This window comes from Nocardioides sp., from assembly GCF_047602075.1.
Classification (GTDB): domain Bacteria; phylum Actinomycetota; class Actinomycetes; order Propionibacteriales; family Nocardioidaceae; genus Nocardioides.
This window is the reverse complement of sequence record NZ_JASGIF010000002.1, coordinates 60,901-77,588: the sequence shown is the minus strand read 5'-3', so window position 1 is coordinate 77,588 and position 16,688 is coordinate 60,901. Positions and strand designations below refer to the sequence as shown.

The 16,688-nt window shown below is 68.8% G+C and carries 12 protein-coding genes; 11 read left to right on the top strand and 1 reads right to left on the bottom strand.

The features are described 5' to 3' along the window. Positions 1-163 precede the first annotated feature (163 nt). The 4 genes from betA (at position 164) to QM714_RS13030 (ending at position 6,171) form a co-directional block, all read left to right on the top strand. A complete protein-coding gene (betA, locus tag QM714_RS13045) occupies positions 164-1,930 on the top strand; it encodes a choline dehydrogenase (RefSeq protein WP_415101250.1) in 1,767 nt (588 codons plus the stop codon). Further along, a complete protein-coding gene (locus QM714_RS13040; RefSeq protein ID WP_415101248.1) occupies positions 1,927-3,009 on the top strand; it encodes a quaternary amine ABC transporter ATP-binding protein in 1,083 nt (360 codons plus the stop codon). Before betA ends, QM714_RS13040 begins: the two co-directional genes overlap by 4 nt. A 25-nt stretch (positions 3,010-3,034) precedes the next feature. Further along, entirely contained in the window at positions 3,035-5,092 is a 2,058-nt protein-coding gene (locus tag QM714_RS13035; RefSeq protein WP_415101246.1) for an ABC transporter permease, read from the top strand. A 95-nt stretch (positions 5,093-5,187) separates the two neighbouring features. After that, complete coding sequence (locus tag QM714_RS13030) at positions 5,188-6,171, top strand: ABC transporter substrate-binding protein (RefSeq protein ID WP_415101244.1); 984 nt, start codon at positions 5,188-5,190, stop codon at positions 6,169-6,171. A gap of 202 nt (positions 6,172-6,373) precedes the next feature. Here QM714_RS13030 and QM714_RS13025 read toward each other — a convergent pair whose 3' ends face one another. After that, positions 6,374-7,564, bottom strand: a complete 1,191-nt coding sequence (locus tag QM714_RS13025) for an ATP-binding protein (protein WP_415101242.1) — start codon at positions 7,562-7,564, stop codon at positions 6,374-6,376. A 172-nt stretch (positions 7,565-7,736) separates the two neighbouring features. On the opposite strand from QM714_RS13025, the gene QM714_RS13020 reads away from it, so the two are divergent. The 7 genes from QM714_RS13020 (at position 7,737) to QM714_RS12990 (ending at position 16,640) form a co-directional block, all read left to right on the top strand. Beyond that, a complete protein-coding gene (locus QM714_RS13020) occupies positions 7,737-10,253 on the top strand; it encodes a GcvT family protein (protein WP_415101240.1) in 2,517 nt (838 codons plus the stop codon). 9 nt (positions 10,254-10,262) lie between these two features. Then, a complete protein-coding gene (locus QM714_RS13015; protein ID WP_415101238.1) occupies positions 10,263-11,033 on the top strand; it encodes an electron transfer flavoprotein subunit beta/FixA family protein in 771 nt (256 codons plus the stop codon). Beyond that, a complete protein-coding gene (locus tag QM714_RS13010) occupies positions 11,030-12,001 on the top strand; it encodes an electron transfer flavoprotein subunit alpha/FixB family protein (protein ID WP_415101236.1) in 972 nt (323 codons plus the stop codon). Before QM714_RS13015 ends, QM714_RS13010 begins: the two co-directional genes overlap by 4 nt. Before the next feature lie 547 nt (positions 12,002-12,548). After that, positions 12,549-12,746 carry a M15 family metallopeptidase gene (locus QM714_RS13005; RefSeq protein ID WP_415103023.1) on the top strand — a complete coding sequence of 66 codons (198 nt, stop codon included), beginning with the start codon at positions 12,549-12,551 and terminating at the stop codon, positions 12,744-12,746. 101 nt (positions 12,747-12,847) lie between these two features. Beyond that, the gene (locus tag QM714_RS13000; RefSeq protein ID WP_415101234.1) at positions 12,848-13,813 is read left to right on the top strand and encodes an NADPH:quinone oxidoreductase family protein; all 966 of its coding nucleotides are present in this window, start codon (positions 12,848-12,850) and stop codon (positions 13,811-13,813) included. 86 nt (positions 13,814-13,899) lie between these two features. Further along, on the top strand, positions 13,900-15,846 hold the full coding sequence (locus tag QM714_RS12995; RefSeq protein WP_415101232.1) for a M13 family metallopeptidase: 1,947 nt from the start codon (positions 13,900-13,902) through the stop codon (positions 15,844-15,846). After that, positions 15,843-16,640: a 2-phosphosulfolactate phosphatase gene (locus tag QM714_RS12990; protein ID WP_415101230.1), complete on the top strand. Its 798-nt coding sequence runs from the start codon at positions 15,843-15,845 to the stop codon at positions 16,638-16,640. Before QM714_RS12995 ends, QM714_RS12990 begins: the two co-directional genes overlap by 4 nt. The last annotated feature ends 48 nt before the right edge of the window (positions 16,641-16,688 follow it).

Genomic DNA, 16,688 nt, shown 5'->3' with positions numbered 1-16,688 from the left:
TCACTAGCCAAGTCGCCGGCCAGATCACCAGTCGGCAACGGTCCGGGCCCAAACCTTGACTCGGTGACCCAGCCCACACCATTCTTCTGAGGGCACAGTTTGTTGCGGCTTGAGCAACGTGTTGCTCATGGCGCAACAATGCACGATGCGGACGCTCTTGGGAATGATCGAGAGGACGGTGGGTGCGGGCGTGAGTGGTCGACACGAGAGCTACGACTACGTGATAGTCGGCGGTGGCTCGGCAGGATCGGCGCTGGCCAACCGACTCTCGGCCGACCCCGGCACGACGGTGCTGGTGCTCGAGGCGGGCCGCAGCGACTTCAAGATCGACCCCTTCATCCACATGCCGGCGGCGCTGCCGTTCCCCATCGGCAACCCGCTCTACGACTGGCGTTACGAGACCGAGCCCGAGCCACACATGAACGGGCGGAAGGTCTATCACGCCCGCGGCAAGGTGCTCGGCGGCAGCAGTTCGATCAACGGGATGATCTTCCAGCGCGGCAACCCGATGGACTACAACCGCTGGGCCGCCGATCCGGGCATGGAGACCTGGGACTACCTGCACTGCCTGCCCTACTTCAAGCGGATGGAGGCCCTGCTCCTCGCGGACGGCAGCAACGGCGCGAACACCTGGCGCGGCGGCTCCGGACCGCTGATCTTGGAGCGCGGCCCGGCGGTCAACCCTCTCTTCGGCGCCTTCTTCCAGGCCGCCCGGCAGGCGGGCTATCCGCTGACCGACGACGTCAACGGCTACCGGCAGGAGGGCTTCGCGCCCTTCGATCGCAACATCTCCCAGGGTCGCCGGCTCTCCGCGGCGCGCGCCTACCTCCACCCGGCGATGAAGACTCGCAAGAACCTCCGCGTGGAGACACTGGCCCACGTCACCGCCGTACGGTTCTCCGGCAAGCGCGCGGTCGGCGTGGACTACCTCCGAGCGGGTCGCGCGCACCGCTCCGTCGGCGCAGGCGAGGTGATCCTGTGTGGCGGCGCCATCAACAGCCCCCAGTTGCTCCAGCTCTCCGGTGTCGGCAACCCCGAACATCTGCAGCCGCTCGGCGTCCCCGTGGTGCACGAGCTCCCCGGCGTCGGGGAGAACCTGCAGGACCACCTCGAGGTCTACATCCAGTACGCCTCCAAGCTGCCGGTCTCGATCGCGCCCGGTCTGAAGTGGAGCAAGCGCCCCAAGATCGGCGTCGACTGGCTGTTCTTCCGCAAGGGCCTCGGTGCCACCAACCACTTCGAGGGTGGTGGCTTCGCCCGCTCGAACGACGAGGTGGCCTGGCCCAACCTGATGTTCCACTTCCTACCGATCGCGATCCGCTACGACGGCAGCGCGCCCACCGAGGGCCACGGCTACCAGGTGCACATCGGTCCGATGTACGCCGACACTCGAGGCTGGGTGCGGATCGCCAGCAAGGATCCCCGACACAAGCCCAAGATGCTGTTCAACTACCTCTCCACCCCGACCGACCGCAAGGAGTGGGTCGAGGCGATCCGGGTGGCCCGCGACATCTTGAACCAGGACGCCTTCGCGCCCTACAACGACGGTGAGCTCTCCCCGGGTCCGAGCGTGGAGACCGACGAGGAGATCTTGGACTGGGTCCGCAAGGACGCCGAGACCGCCCTACACCCGAGCTGCACGGCCAAGATGGGTGTCGGCGACGATGCGGTCACCGATCCGCTCTCACTGCGGGTGCACGGGGTCGAGGGCCTTCGCGTGGTCGACGCGAGCGTCTTCCCCTATGTCACGAACGGCAACATCTACGCCCCGGTGATGATGGTCGCCGAGAAGGCCGCCGACCTGATCTTGGGCAACACGCCACTTCCCGCCGAGGACGTGCCGTACTACCGTCACGGCACCGACATGCCGCTGTATCCGCCGGGCGATCCGCGCAACGAGGACGCCCCCACCGCCCAGGAGATGGAATGAGCGTGGCAACCCCCAGTGTGGACGGGAGGGCCGAGCTGAGCGCGGAGGCCAACACGGAGGCCGCGCTCTCGGTTCGTGACCTGTGGAAGATCTTCGGTCCCCGAGCCGATCAGATCATCGGCACCCCCGATGCCGACCTTGGCCGGGCCGAGTTGAAGGCCAAGACCGGCTGTGTGGTCGGCGTCAAGGACGTAGCCTTCGACGTCGCCCCCGGCGAGGTCTTCGTGGTGATGGGCCTGTCCGGGTCCGGCAAGTCCACCCTGGTCAGGCTCCTCACTCGGCTGATCGAGCCGACCGCCGGCACCGTGGTGATGAACGGTGAGAACATCACCGCCGCCTCGGAGAGCCAACTGCGAGACCTCCGGCGCAAGCATGTCTCGATGGTCTTCCAGCACTTCGGGCTGCTGCCGCACCGGCGGGTGGTGGACAACGTCGGCTACGGCCTGGAGATCCGCGGTGTCAACAAGCGCGAGCGGCGGGCGCGCGCCTTCCAGATGGTCGAGCTGGTCGGCTTGGCCGGCTACGAGAACTCCTACCCCGACCAGCTCTCCGGCGGAATGCAGCAGCGAGTCGGCCTGGCCCGGGCGCTGGCCAACGAGCCCGAGTTGCTGATGTTCGACGAGCCGTTCTCGGCGCTCGATCCGCTGATCCGACGGGACATGCAGAACGAGGTCATCCGGCTGCACCACGAGCTCGGCAAGACGATGGTCTTCATCACCCACGACCTGGCCGAGGCGCTCAAGTTGGGCGACCGGATCCTGATCATGCGCGACGGCGAGATCGTCCAGGTCGGCCGCCCCGATCAGGTGGTCGGCGCCCCCGCCGACGACTACGTCAAGGAGTTCGTCTCCGATGTGCCCAAGTCGCACGTGCTCACCCTGCGGTGGGTGATGCGCCCGGTCGACGGCACGGTGTCGTCCGACGCGCCGGTGCTGCAGCAGGACGTGGTGGTCCGCGAGGCTGCCCGCGCGGTGCTGGCCAACCAGGGCGCGGTGCGGGTCGCCGACGGTGACCAGATCGTCGGGATGGTCGACGACGAGGACATCCTCAAGGTCGTCGTGGCCGAGGACGAAGAGTGAGCATGGCACGGGCGAGGGGCTCGCGGTGAGTGCGGCGACCGAGGAGCGCCGGCCGGTCGAGCCTGGCGCCGCTCCACCACCGCCGGAGGAGAAGCGGAGTTTCCCGAGGTGGGCGCTCGCGCTGCTGGTGCTCGTGGTCTGGATCGTCGTGTGGAGTTTCACGCGCGGTCACAACACGCTCTACCTTGCGGGGCAAGACACCACCGACCTGCACGACAAGCTCTCGGACTTCGGCAGCCACCTCGGTGGCAGTGGCTTCACCGAAGGCCTCGCCAGCCTTTTGAACGGCATCATCGAGTTCTTCCAGCACCTCTTCTCGGTGCCGGTCCGGCCCCGCCCCGCGCCGACCGTCGGGTGGCTCGGTGTGGTGGCCCTCGCCACGTGGGTGGCCTACGCCGTGGCGAGCTGGCGCATCGCGCTGCTGGTGCTCGCGACGTTCTTGTCGTTCGGCCTCTTCGGCTACTGGCAGGACTCCATCGACCTGCTCATCGTCACCGGCGTCTCGGTGGGCTTCGCGGTGCTGATCGGCTTCCCGCTCGCGATCTGGCTCGGACTGAGTGCTCGGGCGGCCCGAGGGATCACCCTGGTCTTGGACCTGCTGCAGACGATGCCGACGTTCGTCTACCTGATCTTCGTGGTGCAACTCTTCGGCATCGGTGCTCCCGCCGCCATCATCTGCACCTTGGCCTACGCGCTCCCGCCGATCGTGCGGATCGCCGGCTTCGGCATCCGCGAGGTGTCGCCCACGGCCATCGAGGCCACCGACTCGCTCGGCCAGACCACCTGGCAGCGACTGTGGAACGTGCAGGTGCCGATGGCGCGCTCGACCATCATCCTCGGCCTGAACCAGACCACCCTGGCTGCGCTGTCGATGGCGATCATCGCGGGCTACATCAATGGTCCCGGCCTCGGCATCCCGGTCCTGCAGGGCTTGACCCAGAACGACTTCGGTCTCAGCCTGGTGCCGGGCCTGCTGATCGTGGCGATGGGCATCATGCTCGACCGCACCACCACTGCTGCCAGTGAGCGCTCCGAGCGGGTCGCCCGCGGCGGGGGAGAGAACCCGCGTGTCCGACGGCTCACCCTGGCCGGCCTGTTCGTGCCGGTCCTGGTCGCGATCTGGTACTCGCGCTACTCGCTCAACGCAGCCGTCTTCCCCGACACGGGGTGGGCGCGCCACATCGCGCTCAAGGCCGACGAATGGATGGACTCCATCACCTCGTCCATCGACGGCGTGACCGAGGCGTTCAAGAACTTCATTACGACGATCCTGCTCAATCCGATGCAGGACCTCCTGGCCAACTCACCCTGGTGGCTGACCTTCCTCGGCCTGCTCGTGTTGGCGATCGTGATCGGCGGCGTCAGGGCGTTCCTGCCTACCGTGATCTGTCTGACCGGCATCCGGTTCCTGGATCTGTGGAACGATTCCATGGTCGTGCTCAACATGACCCTGGTCGCGACGCTGATGGTGATGGTCCTGGGTCTGATCTTCGGGGTCTGGATGGCGCGCAGCCGCACGGCAGATCTGGTCATCAGACCCCTGCTGGACGCGGGTCAGACCATCCCGGCCTTCGTCTATCTGATCCCGGTGCTCGCGCTGTTCGGGCCCACCCGATTCACCGCCATCGTCGCGGCGCTGGTCTACGCAGCCCCGGCCGCGATCAAGCTGGTCGCCGACGGCATCCGAGGTGTCAACCCCGGCTCGATCGAGGCATCCCGCTCCTCCGGCGCCACCGTGTGGCAGGAGATCACCAAGGTGCAGTTGCCGATGGCGAAGTCGAGCCTGGTGATGGCCACCAACCAAGGCCTGCTCTACGTGCTGGCGATGGTGGTCATCGGCGGCCTGGTCGGTGCCGGAGCGCTGGGTTACGACGTGGTGCTCGGCATCGCGCACGCCGACAAGTGGGGCAAGGGTCTCGCGGCCGGCCTGTCGATCGTGCTGCTCGGCATCATGATCGACCGGGTCGCCCGAGCGGCAGCAGCGAGAGCCGGCGCTAGCCCCGCCGAAGGGGAGAAGTCCCGTCTGTATCGGATCGGGCTGCTCAAGAGCGTGTTCCCCTCAACTGCCGGGGGTGGGGTCTAGGTGACCGGCCCGACCTTGGCCTGCCTCGGCCTCTCGGGGTTCACGAGTTTGCACAACAGTTCGCACCAGCGACACGAAACAAGGGAGATGGACAAGTGCGGCATCTGAAGAAGCGAGGCGCAGGCCTGGCCGCGGTCGCAGTGGGGGCGGTGCTCGCACTGACGGCCTGCGGTGGTGGCAGCGTCAACGAGGAGACCGAGAAGAACGAGTCGCAGGCCGCCGCGGCTGGCGGTGAGTGCGGCGACCTCAACATCATCGTCAACCCCTGGGTCGGCTACACCGCCGACGCCTACGTCGTGGGTGCCGTTGCCGCCGACAAGCTCGGCTGCAACGTCAACTACCTCGATCTCAAGGAGGGCGGCCCGTCGTACTCCGCCCTCGAGTCGGGTCAGGGTGACGTGATCCTCGAGGAGTGGTCGCACCAGACCGAGCTGAAGAAGGGCGAGGACGCTGGCTACGCCACCGACCTCGGTTCTCCGGGCAACGTGGGCATCATCGGCTGGTATGTCCCCGGCTGGCTGGCCGAAGAGCACCCGGACGTGCTGGACTGGAAGAACCTGAACAAGTACGCCAAGGACTTCGCGACCTCGGAGTCGGGCGGTCAGGGCCAGTTCCTCGGCTCGGACCCGACGTTCACGCAGTACGACGAGGCCATCGTGAAGAACCTGAAGCTGAACTTCAAGGTCATCTTCGCCGGCGGCGAGAACGCCAGCGTCCAGGCATTCGAGAAGGCCCAGGAGAACAAGGAGTGGCTGATCGGCTACTTCTGGGAGCCGCAGTGGGTGCATGCCGAGGTGCCGATGGAGCGGGTCAAGCTCCCGCCGTACAAGGACGGCTGTGACTCCGACCCGGCCAAGGTCGCCTGCGACTACGCCGAGACCGAGTTGAAGAAGGTCGGTCGGACCGACTTCATGGACTCCGACTCCAGCGGCGCCACGTTGATCAAGAACTTCACCTGGACCAACGACGACCAGAACCTGGTGTCGAAGTACATCACCGCCGACAAGATGTCCCCCGAGGACGCCGCGGCCAAGTGGATCGCGGACAACCAGGACAAGGTCGACGCCTGGCTCAGCTAGTGGTTCCCTAGCCCGCCACCTTGCGCGAACCGGGCTGGAACCGACCCGAGTGAGCGAGGGGCCCCGCGTCACGCGGGGTCCCTCGGTGCTGTCCGGGCTCTCGACCGGGCTCTCGACCGGGCTCTCGACCGGTCACGAGGGGCCGGTCACGAGGGGGCATCAGGCGGCTCTCCAACGCGATCGCTGCGGCAGATGGGAGCATTCAGGTGCGTCCGCGCACGTAGCTGCCGAAGCCGGGGAGGGTGAAGCGGACCAGGCCGTGGCCGACCGGCTCGATGACGCCCTTCTCGATGAGGCGCTCGCGGGGGACCGAGATCGAGCGGGTGTCGACGCCGAGCCGGTGGGCGATCTGGGCACGGGTGACGTTGTCGGTGTCGGCGGCGGCCATCGCGGTCAGGAAGGCCCGCTCGCCGTCGGTGGCGGCGCCCCAGCGGGCGCGATACATCGCGCTCAGCTGCTCCTCCGCGGCGGGGACCCCGGCGGTCACGGCGGCCAGGTCGATGACGTCGCCCTCGCTGGGGCGGGCCGCCTCCCAGGTGGCCGAGCCGACCAGCTGCAGCACGTAGGGGTGCCCATGCGCCTCGCCGACCACGCGGTCCAGGGCCTCGTCGGTCCAGGCGACGCCCAGGGACTCGGCAGGGGCGGCCAGGGCGGTGCGAGCGTCGGCGTCGGAGAGCAGGTCGAGGGGCACGAAGGAGCTGCGCTCACCGAAGGTGGCGGCCCGGGTCAGGGCCTCCGGGGTGACCGGGAGACCGGCGGTGACGACGGCGAGAGGGTTCTCCTCGCGCTCGCCGTCGAGGTTCTGCAGCCCGTTGAGGAGGGTGGCCAGGTCGTCGGCCGAGGCGGCGTGCAGCTCGTCGAGGAAGACCAGCAGGCCGGCCCCACCTCGATCTCGGATGGCGACCGCCGCATCGTGCAGCAGGTCCTCCAACGCCGCGATTGGCGCCGCCCCGGCCGTTGGATCCGCGGCGGAGTCGTGCGCCGTTTGGCCGCGTCGGCCCAGGTCGGCGCGCACTTTGGCGCCGGGGACGCCGAGCTCGAGGCTGATCCGCTCCAGTCGGGCCCGCCAGCGCAGGCCGGCGTCGCCGGGCGGAATCACCTCGGCCCGGGTCAGCGCTCGCTCGACGGCCCGGACCAGCTCGGGCAGGAAGGGCCGCTCTCGGGAGCAGGCCACCCAGGCCGAGACGAAGCCGACCGCCGCCGCATCCCGTTGGGCCGTGCGCAGCAGGGAGGTCTTGCCCAGCCCGCGGGGCGCATGGAAGACCAGCAGGGGTCCGCCCAGCTCGCCGAAGGTGGCAACCCGACTGACTCGGTCGCGGATGCGGCCGAGCTCGACGCTGCGGCCGACCAGGACACGCGGGACCTGGCCGGGGGTGTAGGGATTGGGTTGCACGGCCGCCTCGGGGAGAAAGAGAGCGTTGATACGTTGTTATACCTGATCGAAGTATCACTTCCTATCACGCGCTCTTGACAGTACGCCGCTCCTCCGACGATTCTTGTCGTGTTTCAAATAGCGCACAGAGTTGCGCATCATGCAACCCATCTGTCTCGATGAAGGACTCCCCATGGCAGACGTCCCCAGCTCGGCCAAAGTCGTCGTGATCGGCGCCGGCATCGTCGGCAACAGCCTGGTCTGGCACCTCGCCCGCCTCGGCTGGCGCGACATCGTCCAGATCGACAAGGGCGCCCTGCCCAACCCGGGCGGGTCGACCGGACACGCGTCCAACTTCATCTTCCCCGTCGACCACTCCCGCGAGATGACCGACCTCACCATGGACTCGGTGCGGCAGTACCAGGAGATGGGTGTCTTCACCCAGTCCGGTGGCATCGAGGTGGCCCGCACCGAGGAGCGGATGGAGGAGCTGCGGCGTCGGATGTCCTCGTCCAAGGCCTGGGGCATCGAGTCCAGCCTGATCACGCCCGACGAGATCGCCGAGCTGGTGCCGTTCTTGGAGAAGGACGTAGTGATCGGCGGCTTCTACACCCCCACTGTGGGCGTCGTCGACTCGCTGCGCGCGGGCACGATCATGCGTGAGCGGGCGCTGGAGGCCGGCGCGCTGACCGTCGTACCCAATGCCGAGGTCGAGGGCCTCGACATCGAGGACGGTGCGATCAAGCGGGTGCGCACCACCAAGGGCGACATCGAGGCGGAGTACGTCGTCATCGCGTGCGGCGTGTGGAGCCCCAAGCTGGCCAAGATGGCCGGCGCGCGCATCCCGCTGACCCCAGCGGTGCACCAGATGATCTCCGTGGGCCCCTGCCCGCAGCTGGCCGAGAAGGAAGGCGAGATCAGCTTCCCGATCGTGCGGGACATGGACACCTTCTGCTACGAGCGGCAGCACGGTGCCGACATGGAGGTCGGCTCCTACGCGCACCGGCCGATCCTGATGGCGCCCGAGGACATCCCCAGCATCGAGCAGGCCAAGCTGTCGCCGACCGAGCTCCCCTTCACCGAGGAGGACTTCGACCCCCAGTTGGAGCAGGCCTTCGAGCTGATGCCCGACCTCCTCGGTGCCGAGGGTGCAGAGATCCGCTATGCCATCAACGGCCTCCTCTCGCTGACTCCGGACGGGTTCCCGATCCTCGGCGAGACCCCCGAGGTGCGCGGCCTGTGGTCCGCCGCCGCGGTGTGGATCAAGGAGGGCCCGGGCGTCGGCCGCGCGGTCGCCGAGCAGATGGTGATCGGCCACTCCGAGATCGACATCTCGCACTCCGACATCGCTCGGTTCTACCCCCACCAGCGCACGCGGGCGCACGTGCGGGCGCGCACGTCCGAGGCGTTCAACAAGACCTACGGCATCGTCCACCCGGGCGAGCAGTGGGCCTCCGACCGCCCGCAGCGGGTGGCGCCGATGTATGCCCAGGAGAAGGAGCAGGGCGCGGTCTTCTTCGAGGCGGCCGGCTGGGAGCGGCCGATGTGGTACGACTCCAACGCCGGTCTGGTCGAGGAGTACGGCGACCGCGTCATGCCGCGTGAGCACGAATGGGACTCCCGCTGGTGGTCGCCCATCATCAACGCCGAGCACCTGCGCATGCGCGAGACCGCCGGGATCGTCGACCTCTCCGCCTTCGTCGTCCTCGACGTGACCGGGCCGGGTGCGCTCGACGTCGTTCAGCGTGCGTGCGTCGCCCAGTGCGACGTGCCGGTCGGGCGAGTGGTCTACACCCCGGTGCTGGACCCCAAGGGCGGCTTCGTCTCCGACCTGACCGTGATGCGCCTCGGCCACGAGCACTTCCGCGTCGTCACCGGTGGCGCACACGGCATGGTCGACAAGAAGTGGTTCGCCAACATCGCCCGCGAGCTCGGCACGGCGACGGTGGCCGACCTGACGTCGGCGTACACCACCATCGGCATCTGGGGCCCCAAGGCCCGCGACGTCCTCGCCTCGCTGACCGATGACGACGTCTCCGACGAGGGGTTCCGATTCGGCACCTGCCGGCTGATCGAGATGGGCTCGCTGCTCGTGCTGGCGTCGCGGATCTCCTATGTCGGCGAGCTCGGCTGGGAGCTCTACGTCCCCATCGAGCAGGGCGCTCGGCTGTGGTCGATGCTGCACGAGGCCGGCGCCGAGCACGGGGCGATCCCGGTCGGCATCGGCGTCTACGGCACCACCGGCCGAATCGAGAAGGGCTACCGCGCGTTCGGCGCCGAACTGGACGCGGAGCGGAGCATCGTCGAAGCCGGCATGCAGCGGCCCAAGGTGAAGGCTGCGGACTTCATCGGCAAGGAGGCCTACCTCGCTCAGCGTGAGGCGGCACCGTTGACCGTGCTGTGCACGATGACCGTGGACGACCACACCTCAGCCAGCGGCATGAAGCGCTACATGCTCGGCGGCGAGCCGGTCCTCACCCGTGAAGGCGGCACGCTCACCGACGGCCACGGACACCACCCGTACGTCACTTCGGCCGGGTCGGCGCCGTCGCTCGGCAAGCACGTGCTGCTGGCCTACCTGCCGCCCGAGCACGCGGTGCTCGGCAACCAGCTCGCCGTGTCCTACATGGAGGAGCTCTACCCGGTCACCGTCGAGTCGATCGACGCGACCTCGCTGTTCGACCCCGACAACGCACGCATCCGAGGCTGAGGGTCAGACATGGTCAATGTGCTCGTCTGCATCAAGCGGGTGCCGGACTCCTCCGGCGAGGTGCTGCTCACCGACGACGCCCAGTCCGTCGACGGTCGACACGTCGGCTTCACCATCTCCGACCACGAGAACTGCGCGGTCGAGCAGGCCATCCAACTCGCCACCGCCACGGGTGGCGAAGCGACGGTGGTCACCCTCGGTCCGGCCGAGGCCGCCGAGCAGCTGCGCGGCGCGCTGGCGCTGGGCTGCACGGCTGCTACCCATGTGGTCGCCGAGTCCACCGGCTTCGGGCCGGCAGACGTGGCCCGCGAGCTGGCCGCCGTCGTTGCCGCCCATGAGGCCGAGGGGCGCACCCACGACCTGATCCTGCTCGGCAACGACGCCGCCGACAGCGGCGACTTCCAGGTCGGCATCCGGCTGTCCTATCTGCTGGATCGCCCGGTGGTGACCGGCATCGGGACCATCGAGGCCGACGGGTCGGCGATCACGGCCACCTGCGACGGCCCGACCGGCCAGGAGGTCTACGAGCTGCCGATGCCCGCCGTCGTGACCATGCTGGAGGGCGGCGTGGAGCCGCGCTATCCGACCGTCTCGGGTCGGATGAAGGCCAAGAAGATCACCATCGAGGAGCGCGAGCCGTCCGCTGCGCCGGCCGGCGCCAAGCGGATCAAGCTCAAGGTGCCGCCGCCCGTGCCGAGCCAGGTCCAGGTCCTCGGTGAGGGGCCTTCTGCTGCCGATGCCGTCGTCGACCTGTTCGTCTCGCTGGGGGTGACCCGATGATCCTGGTCCTGATCGAGACCGAGGACGGCCAGGTCGCCGAGGTCTCGCTGGAGAGCCTGACCTTCGCCCGTGGCCTGTCCGCTGCCGGCGGCGGGGTGCCGATCGACGTGGTCGCCGTGGGTGAGCTGCCGGATCCGGCGCGCGCCCAGCTGTCGTCGTACGCCGTGCGCGACGTGTACCTCGCCGAGGACGACGCCTTCTCGGCCTACTCCGGCGGTGCGTGGGCCTCGGCGGTCCAAGCCGCGCAGGCTGCGACATCGGCTGTTGTTGTCATGGCCGCCGGCACCAACCGAGGCTGTGAGGTGCTCGCGCACGTCGCCGCCCGCGCCGGTGTCGCGATGGCGGCCAACGTGATCGGCTTCCAGGGGCTGGCACCCTTTGTCGTCGAGCGGCAGGTGGTCGGCGGCCAGGTGATCGAGGAGATGGTCCTCGACGAGCGGCCCGCGGTGTTCACCGTCGCCGGCCACGCCGTCGAGGCGTCGCCCGCCGACGCTCCCGGTGCCGCCACGGTGCAGGCTTTGGCCGTCTCGCTGTCTCCTGCCGACCTGGCCACCCGCGCCGTGCGCACCGTCCCCCGCGAGGGTGGCGAGGGCTCGGGCCTGAAGTCGGCCCGTGTCGTGGTGGGCGCCGGTCGCGGCGCTGGCGGCCCCGATGGCTTCGGCCCCTGCCTAGAGCTGGCGGAGCTGCTCGGCGGCTCCCTCGGCGTCTCGCGAGTGGTCACCAGCCTCGGCTGGCGTCCGCACCACGAGCAGGTCGGCCAGACCGGGACCCGGATCTCGCCCGAGCTCTACATCCCCTGCGGCATCAGCGGCGCCATCCAGCACTGGGCCGGCTGCTCGAGCTCGAGGGTGATCGTCGCTGTCAACACCGACGCCGAGGCACCGATGGTCACCAAGGCCACCTACGCCGTCATCGGCGACATGCACGAGGTCGTCCCCGCCATCAACGAGCGCCTCAAGAGCCGCTGACCCTCGCCGGCTCGCCGGCTCGCCGGTCGCGGCCCGTCTGCCGCGGTGCTGTGGTGGGCCCGGCCCATCTGCCGCGGTGCTGTCGTTGCTTGGGACCCGGTATACAGGGCACTTTGCCACCATAGGACCGCGGCAGACGCACGAACACCGCGGCAGAGGAGCACCTCATACAGGTATGGGCGTTCGTTGTGACCCTAGAGATGCTCACACCCCGCCGGTCTCGGGTCCGGTCGGGGTGTGTGCGGGTGCTCTTGGCGCTGAGCAGTAGAGCCAGCGTAGGGCTCCGGTCTGGACCGGCGCAATGGCTTGGGCCGGTCGATTTCGGAGCGCGGGAGGTTATCCTCTCCGCTCGCCGGGGCGACCTGCCGGCGCGACCTGCCGGTGCGACCGAGCCGTATGACGTCCGCCGTCGGTCGTGATCCGCGCTGGGCCTTCGGGGAGTACGACGTCTCGCGGGGTGGCATTCTGGCCGGGCGGGGAGATGGGCGCTGGCGCAGATCGTTGCCGAGGGGTTGGCCGACAAGATCCATCCCGATGACCACGCCGGCTGCTACTACCCGCGGTTCATCGCCGGCACCACCGGCTGAGCCTGCACTCCTTCGGCATCGCCGTCGACCTCAACGTCTCCGAGAACCAGCGTGGGACTGCCGGCTCGACGGATCCCCGCGTCGTCGAGATCTTCCGGAGCCGGGGCTTCACCTGGGGCGCAGCTGGCACTACACCGATCCGATGCACTTCGAGCTGAGCGCCCTGGTTGCCCCTCCCCAACACCAGGACGGGACGTCATCCGCTGTGGTCGCCCGAACGACCGCAGAGGATGACGTCGGACGGCGTAGCATCCCCCGCATGCTGGCAGCCCAGGTGATGCGCACGACGGGACCCGACGGGGTCGAGACCCGCGAGATCGACGGACCGGTCGGCGGGCCGGGACAGGTGCTGATCGACGTGCACAGCGTCGGCGTAGCCTTCCCCGACCTGCTGCTGAGCAAGGGCCTCTACCAGTTGAAGCCCGAGCTGCCGTTCACGCTCGGCGCTGACCTCGCGGGTGTGGTCGTCGCCGATGCGGGCGAGTTCCGGGCCGGCCAGCGGGTCGCCGCGGTGATGCCGTACGGCGGGGCCGCCACGCGCGTCGCCGTACCTCTCGGGTCGGTGTTCGCTCTGCCCGACTCGATGAGCTTCGACGAGGGTGCGGCGCTGCCGATGAACTACCTGACCGCGGAGTTCGTGCTCCAGGAGAGGGCCGGGCTCCGGCCGGGCGAGACGGTGCTCGTGCATGGCGCGGCGGGGGGCGTGGGAACCGCCACGATCCAGGTCGCCAAGGCCCTGGGCGCACGGACCATCGCGGTCACCTCGACCGAGGGCAAGGGCCTGTTCGCAAAGGCGGCGGGAGCAGACGACGTGGTCTCGCTGGACGGTTTCAAGGACGCCGTCCTCGACCTCACCGGTGGGCGTGGCGTCGACGTGGTCGTCGACGTCGTGGGCGGAGACGTGTTCACCGACTCGCTGCGGGCCCTGGCCTCACAAGGCAGGTTGATGGTCGTCGGCTTCGCCTCGGGTCAAGGCATCCCGGAGGTGCGGGTCAACCGACTGTTGCTCAACAACGTCGACGTCCGAGGTGCTGGCTGGGGAGCGCATGCGATGACGCACCCCGGCTACTTCGCCGAGCAGTGGGCCCGGCTGCTGCCGATGATCGAGTCCGGAGTGGTCCGCCCGCCGATCGGCGCTACCTACGACCTGGCCGACTACGCCCGAGCACTGATCGACCTCGACGAGCGACGGGCGCTCGGCAAGCTGGTCGTGCACGTCCGATGAGCTCTCTCGGAATCGCCAGGGCGATGGCTGCGGTTCGACGCAGCGATGGAGTGGGAGCGGGTGGTCAGATGGCTTAGGGTTCCCAGGTGAGCATTCTGGATGACGCCCGCCCGGGCATGGACTTCTCGATCCGACCGCAAGACGACCTGTTCGGCCATGTGAACGGCACCTGGTTGGACACCGAGGAGATCCCGGCCGACCGGTCCAGCTGGGGCCCGTTCGTGAACCTGGCTGACGTTGCGGAAGAGCAGGTCCGCGACATTGTCGAGGAGCTGGTCGCCAAGCAGGACGCCGGCGAGGAGCTCACCGGCGAGGAGACCAAGATCGCCCGGCTCTACTCGACGTTCATGGACACCGACGCGATCGCCGCTCGGGGACTTGAGCCGGTGCAGCCGTTCCTCGCCGCGATCGAGGGACTGCGCGATGTCCGGGACCTGGCGGCGTTCCTCGGCGAGTTCGAGCGCAACGGCGGTATCGGCCTGTTCGGCTCCTACGTCGACACCGACGACAAGGACTCCGATCGCTATCTGGTCAGCCTGGTCCAAGGCGGCCTCGGGCTGCCGGACGAGTCCTACTACTCCGACGACAAGTTCGCCGAGGTGCGCGAGAAGTACGTCGCCTACCTCGCCCGGCTGCTGACCCTGGCCGGCCGCCCCGACGCGGAGTCCACGGCCGCCCGGATCCTGGAGATCGACACGCTGCTCGCCCAGGGGCACTGGGAGCGCGCCGAGACTCGCGACGTCCAGAAGACCTACAACCTGACCACCCTCGGCGAGCTCAAGGAGCTGGCGCCGTCCTTCGACTGGGACGCCTACATCACCAACATCGGTGGCACCGAGCTCACTATCGCCGAGTCGGTCGTCAAGCAGCCGTCGTACTTCGCGCATCTCTCCGAGGTGCTCACCCAGGTCCCGATCGAGGACTGGAAGGGCTGGCTGGTCTCTCGGGTGCTGCGCTCGCTGGCGCCGTACCTCACCGACGACCTCGTCGAGACCAACTTCGACTTCTACGGCCGCACGTTGAGCGGCACTCCCGAGCTGCGGGCGCGCTGGAAGCGCGGTGTCAGCTTCGTCGAGGGGGCGATCGGTGAGGCGGTCGGGAGGGTGTACGTCGCCCGGCACTTCCCGCCGTCCTCGAAGGCGATGATGGACGAGCTGGTGGAGAACCTGCTGCGTGCCTACCGCTCTTCGATCGAGAAGCTGGACTGGATGGGCGAGGAGACCAAGCAGCGTGCCTACGAGAAGCTGGAGACCTTCCGGCCCAAGATCGGCTACCCCGACAAGTTCCGCGACTACGGCTCGCTCGAGGTCGGCGACGATCTGATCGCCAACGTGCGTGCGGCCTCTCAATTCGAGACCGCGCGGCAGCTCGCCAAGATCGGTGCTCCGGTGGACCGCGACGAGTGGTTCATGCTGCCGCAGACCGTCAACGCCTACTACAACCCGGGCACCAACGAGATCTGCTTCCCCGCGGGCATCCTGCAGAAGCCGTTCTTCTCACCCGATGGCGACCCCGAGGAGAACTACGGCGGCATCGGCGCGGTGATCGGCCACGAGATCGGCCACGGTTTCGACGACCAGGGTGCGCAGTTCGACGGCGCCGGCAACCTCAACGACTGGTGGACCGCCGACGACAAGGCCGCCTTCGAGGTCAAGTCCAAGACGCTGATCGAGCAGTACGACGCCTTCGAGCCCCGCAACCTCCCCGGCGAGCACGTCAACGGAGCCCTCACCGTCGGCGAGAACATCGGCGATCTGGGCGGTCTGGCCATCGCCCACCAGGCCTACGCCATCGCGCGCGGGAGCGAGGTCCCCGCCGACGAGAGCCAGCGGCTGTTCATGAACTGGTCCTACTGCTGGCGCGCCAAGCGGCGCAAGGAGCTCGACCTGCAGTACCTCACCATCGACCCGCACTCCCCTCCGGAGTTCCGCGCCAACATCGTGCGGAACCTCGACGAGTTCCACCACGCCTTCGACACCCAGCCCGGTGACGGGCTCTGGTTGGATCCGGAGTTGCGAGTCCGGATCTGGTGAACCCGGCCCACACCCAGCAGGCCCACCGGATCCGCTTTGACTGGGGCCCCACCGGCGCGGAGGCGATCGGGTCGGGGACCGATGTCGCGGTCGTCGTCGACGTGCTGTCGTTCACGACGACGGTGACGATGGCCGTCGAGCGGGGGATGGAGGTGCTGCCCTATCGATGGCGCGATTCGTCCGTCGGATCGTACGCCGCCGCGCGAGACGCCGTCCTCGCTGTTGGGCGGCGCGAGGGCTTGACCGAGGGGCGAGTGAGCCTGTCGCCGGCGAGTCTGGTCACGGCCACCGGGATCGAACGCCTCGTGTTGCCCTCCCCAAACGGCTCAACGATCAGTGCGCTGCTCGCCGGGTGTGGCGCCACGGTCGTCGCCGCCAGCCTGCGTAACGCCACAGCGGTGGCCGCCTGGCTGGGCCCTCGGGTGATGGCCGGCGGCACGGTGGCGTTGCTCGCCGCCGGCGAGCGCTGGCCGGACGGCTCGTTGCGTCCGGCCGTAGAAGACCTTTGGGGCGCCGGGGCAGTCATCGCCGCGCTCGCCGCCCGGCTGACTGGTGCACTCGGTCCCGACTCCGAGGTTCTCGGCACCGTGAGCCCGGAAGCGGCGGCTGCTGCGGCGGCGTACGCCGCCATCCGACACGACATCGCCGCCTACCTGCGCGCGTCGGCCAGCGGCCGTGAGCTGATCGACGCCGGCTTCGGTGCCGACGTCGAGCTCGCCGCAGAGGCTGACCGCAGCCTCGCCGTGCCGGTCCTGACGGGCGAGGCATTCCGCGACTCCGCGTCGGGTCGCTGATGGCGGTGCGGCGACATCTGCCGCGGTCTTCTTGCGTCTGCCGCGGTC

Bases quoted from the DNA above. Each gene is read 5' to 3' on its own strand.
- betA (WP_415101250.1), top strand. From the start codon at position 164: ATGATCGAGAGGACGGTGGGTGCGGGCGTGAGTGGTCGACACGAGAGC.
- QM714_RS13040 (WP_415101248.1), top strand. From the start codon at position 1,927: ATGAGCGTGGCAACCCCCAGTGTGGACGGGAGGGCCGAGCTGAGCGCG.
- QM714_RS13020 (WP_415101240.1), top strand. From the start codon at position 7,737: ATGGCAGACGTCCCCAGCTCGGCCAAAGTCGTCGTGATCGGCGCCGGC.
- QM714_RS13015 (WP_415101238.1), top strand. From the start codon at position 10,263: ATGGTCAATGTGCTCGTCTGCATCAAGCGGGTGCCGGACTCCTCCGGC.
- QM714_RS13010 (WP_415101236.1), top strand. From the start codon at position 11,030: ATGATCCTGGTCCTGATCGAGACCGAGGACGGCCAGGTCGCCGAGGTC.
- QM714_RS13000 (WP_415101234.1), top strand. From the start codon at position 12,848: ATGCTGGCAGCCCAGGTGATGCGCACGACGGGACCCGACGGGGTCGAG.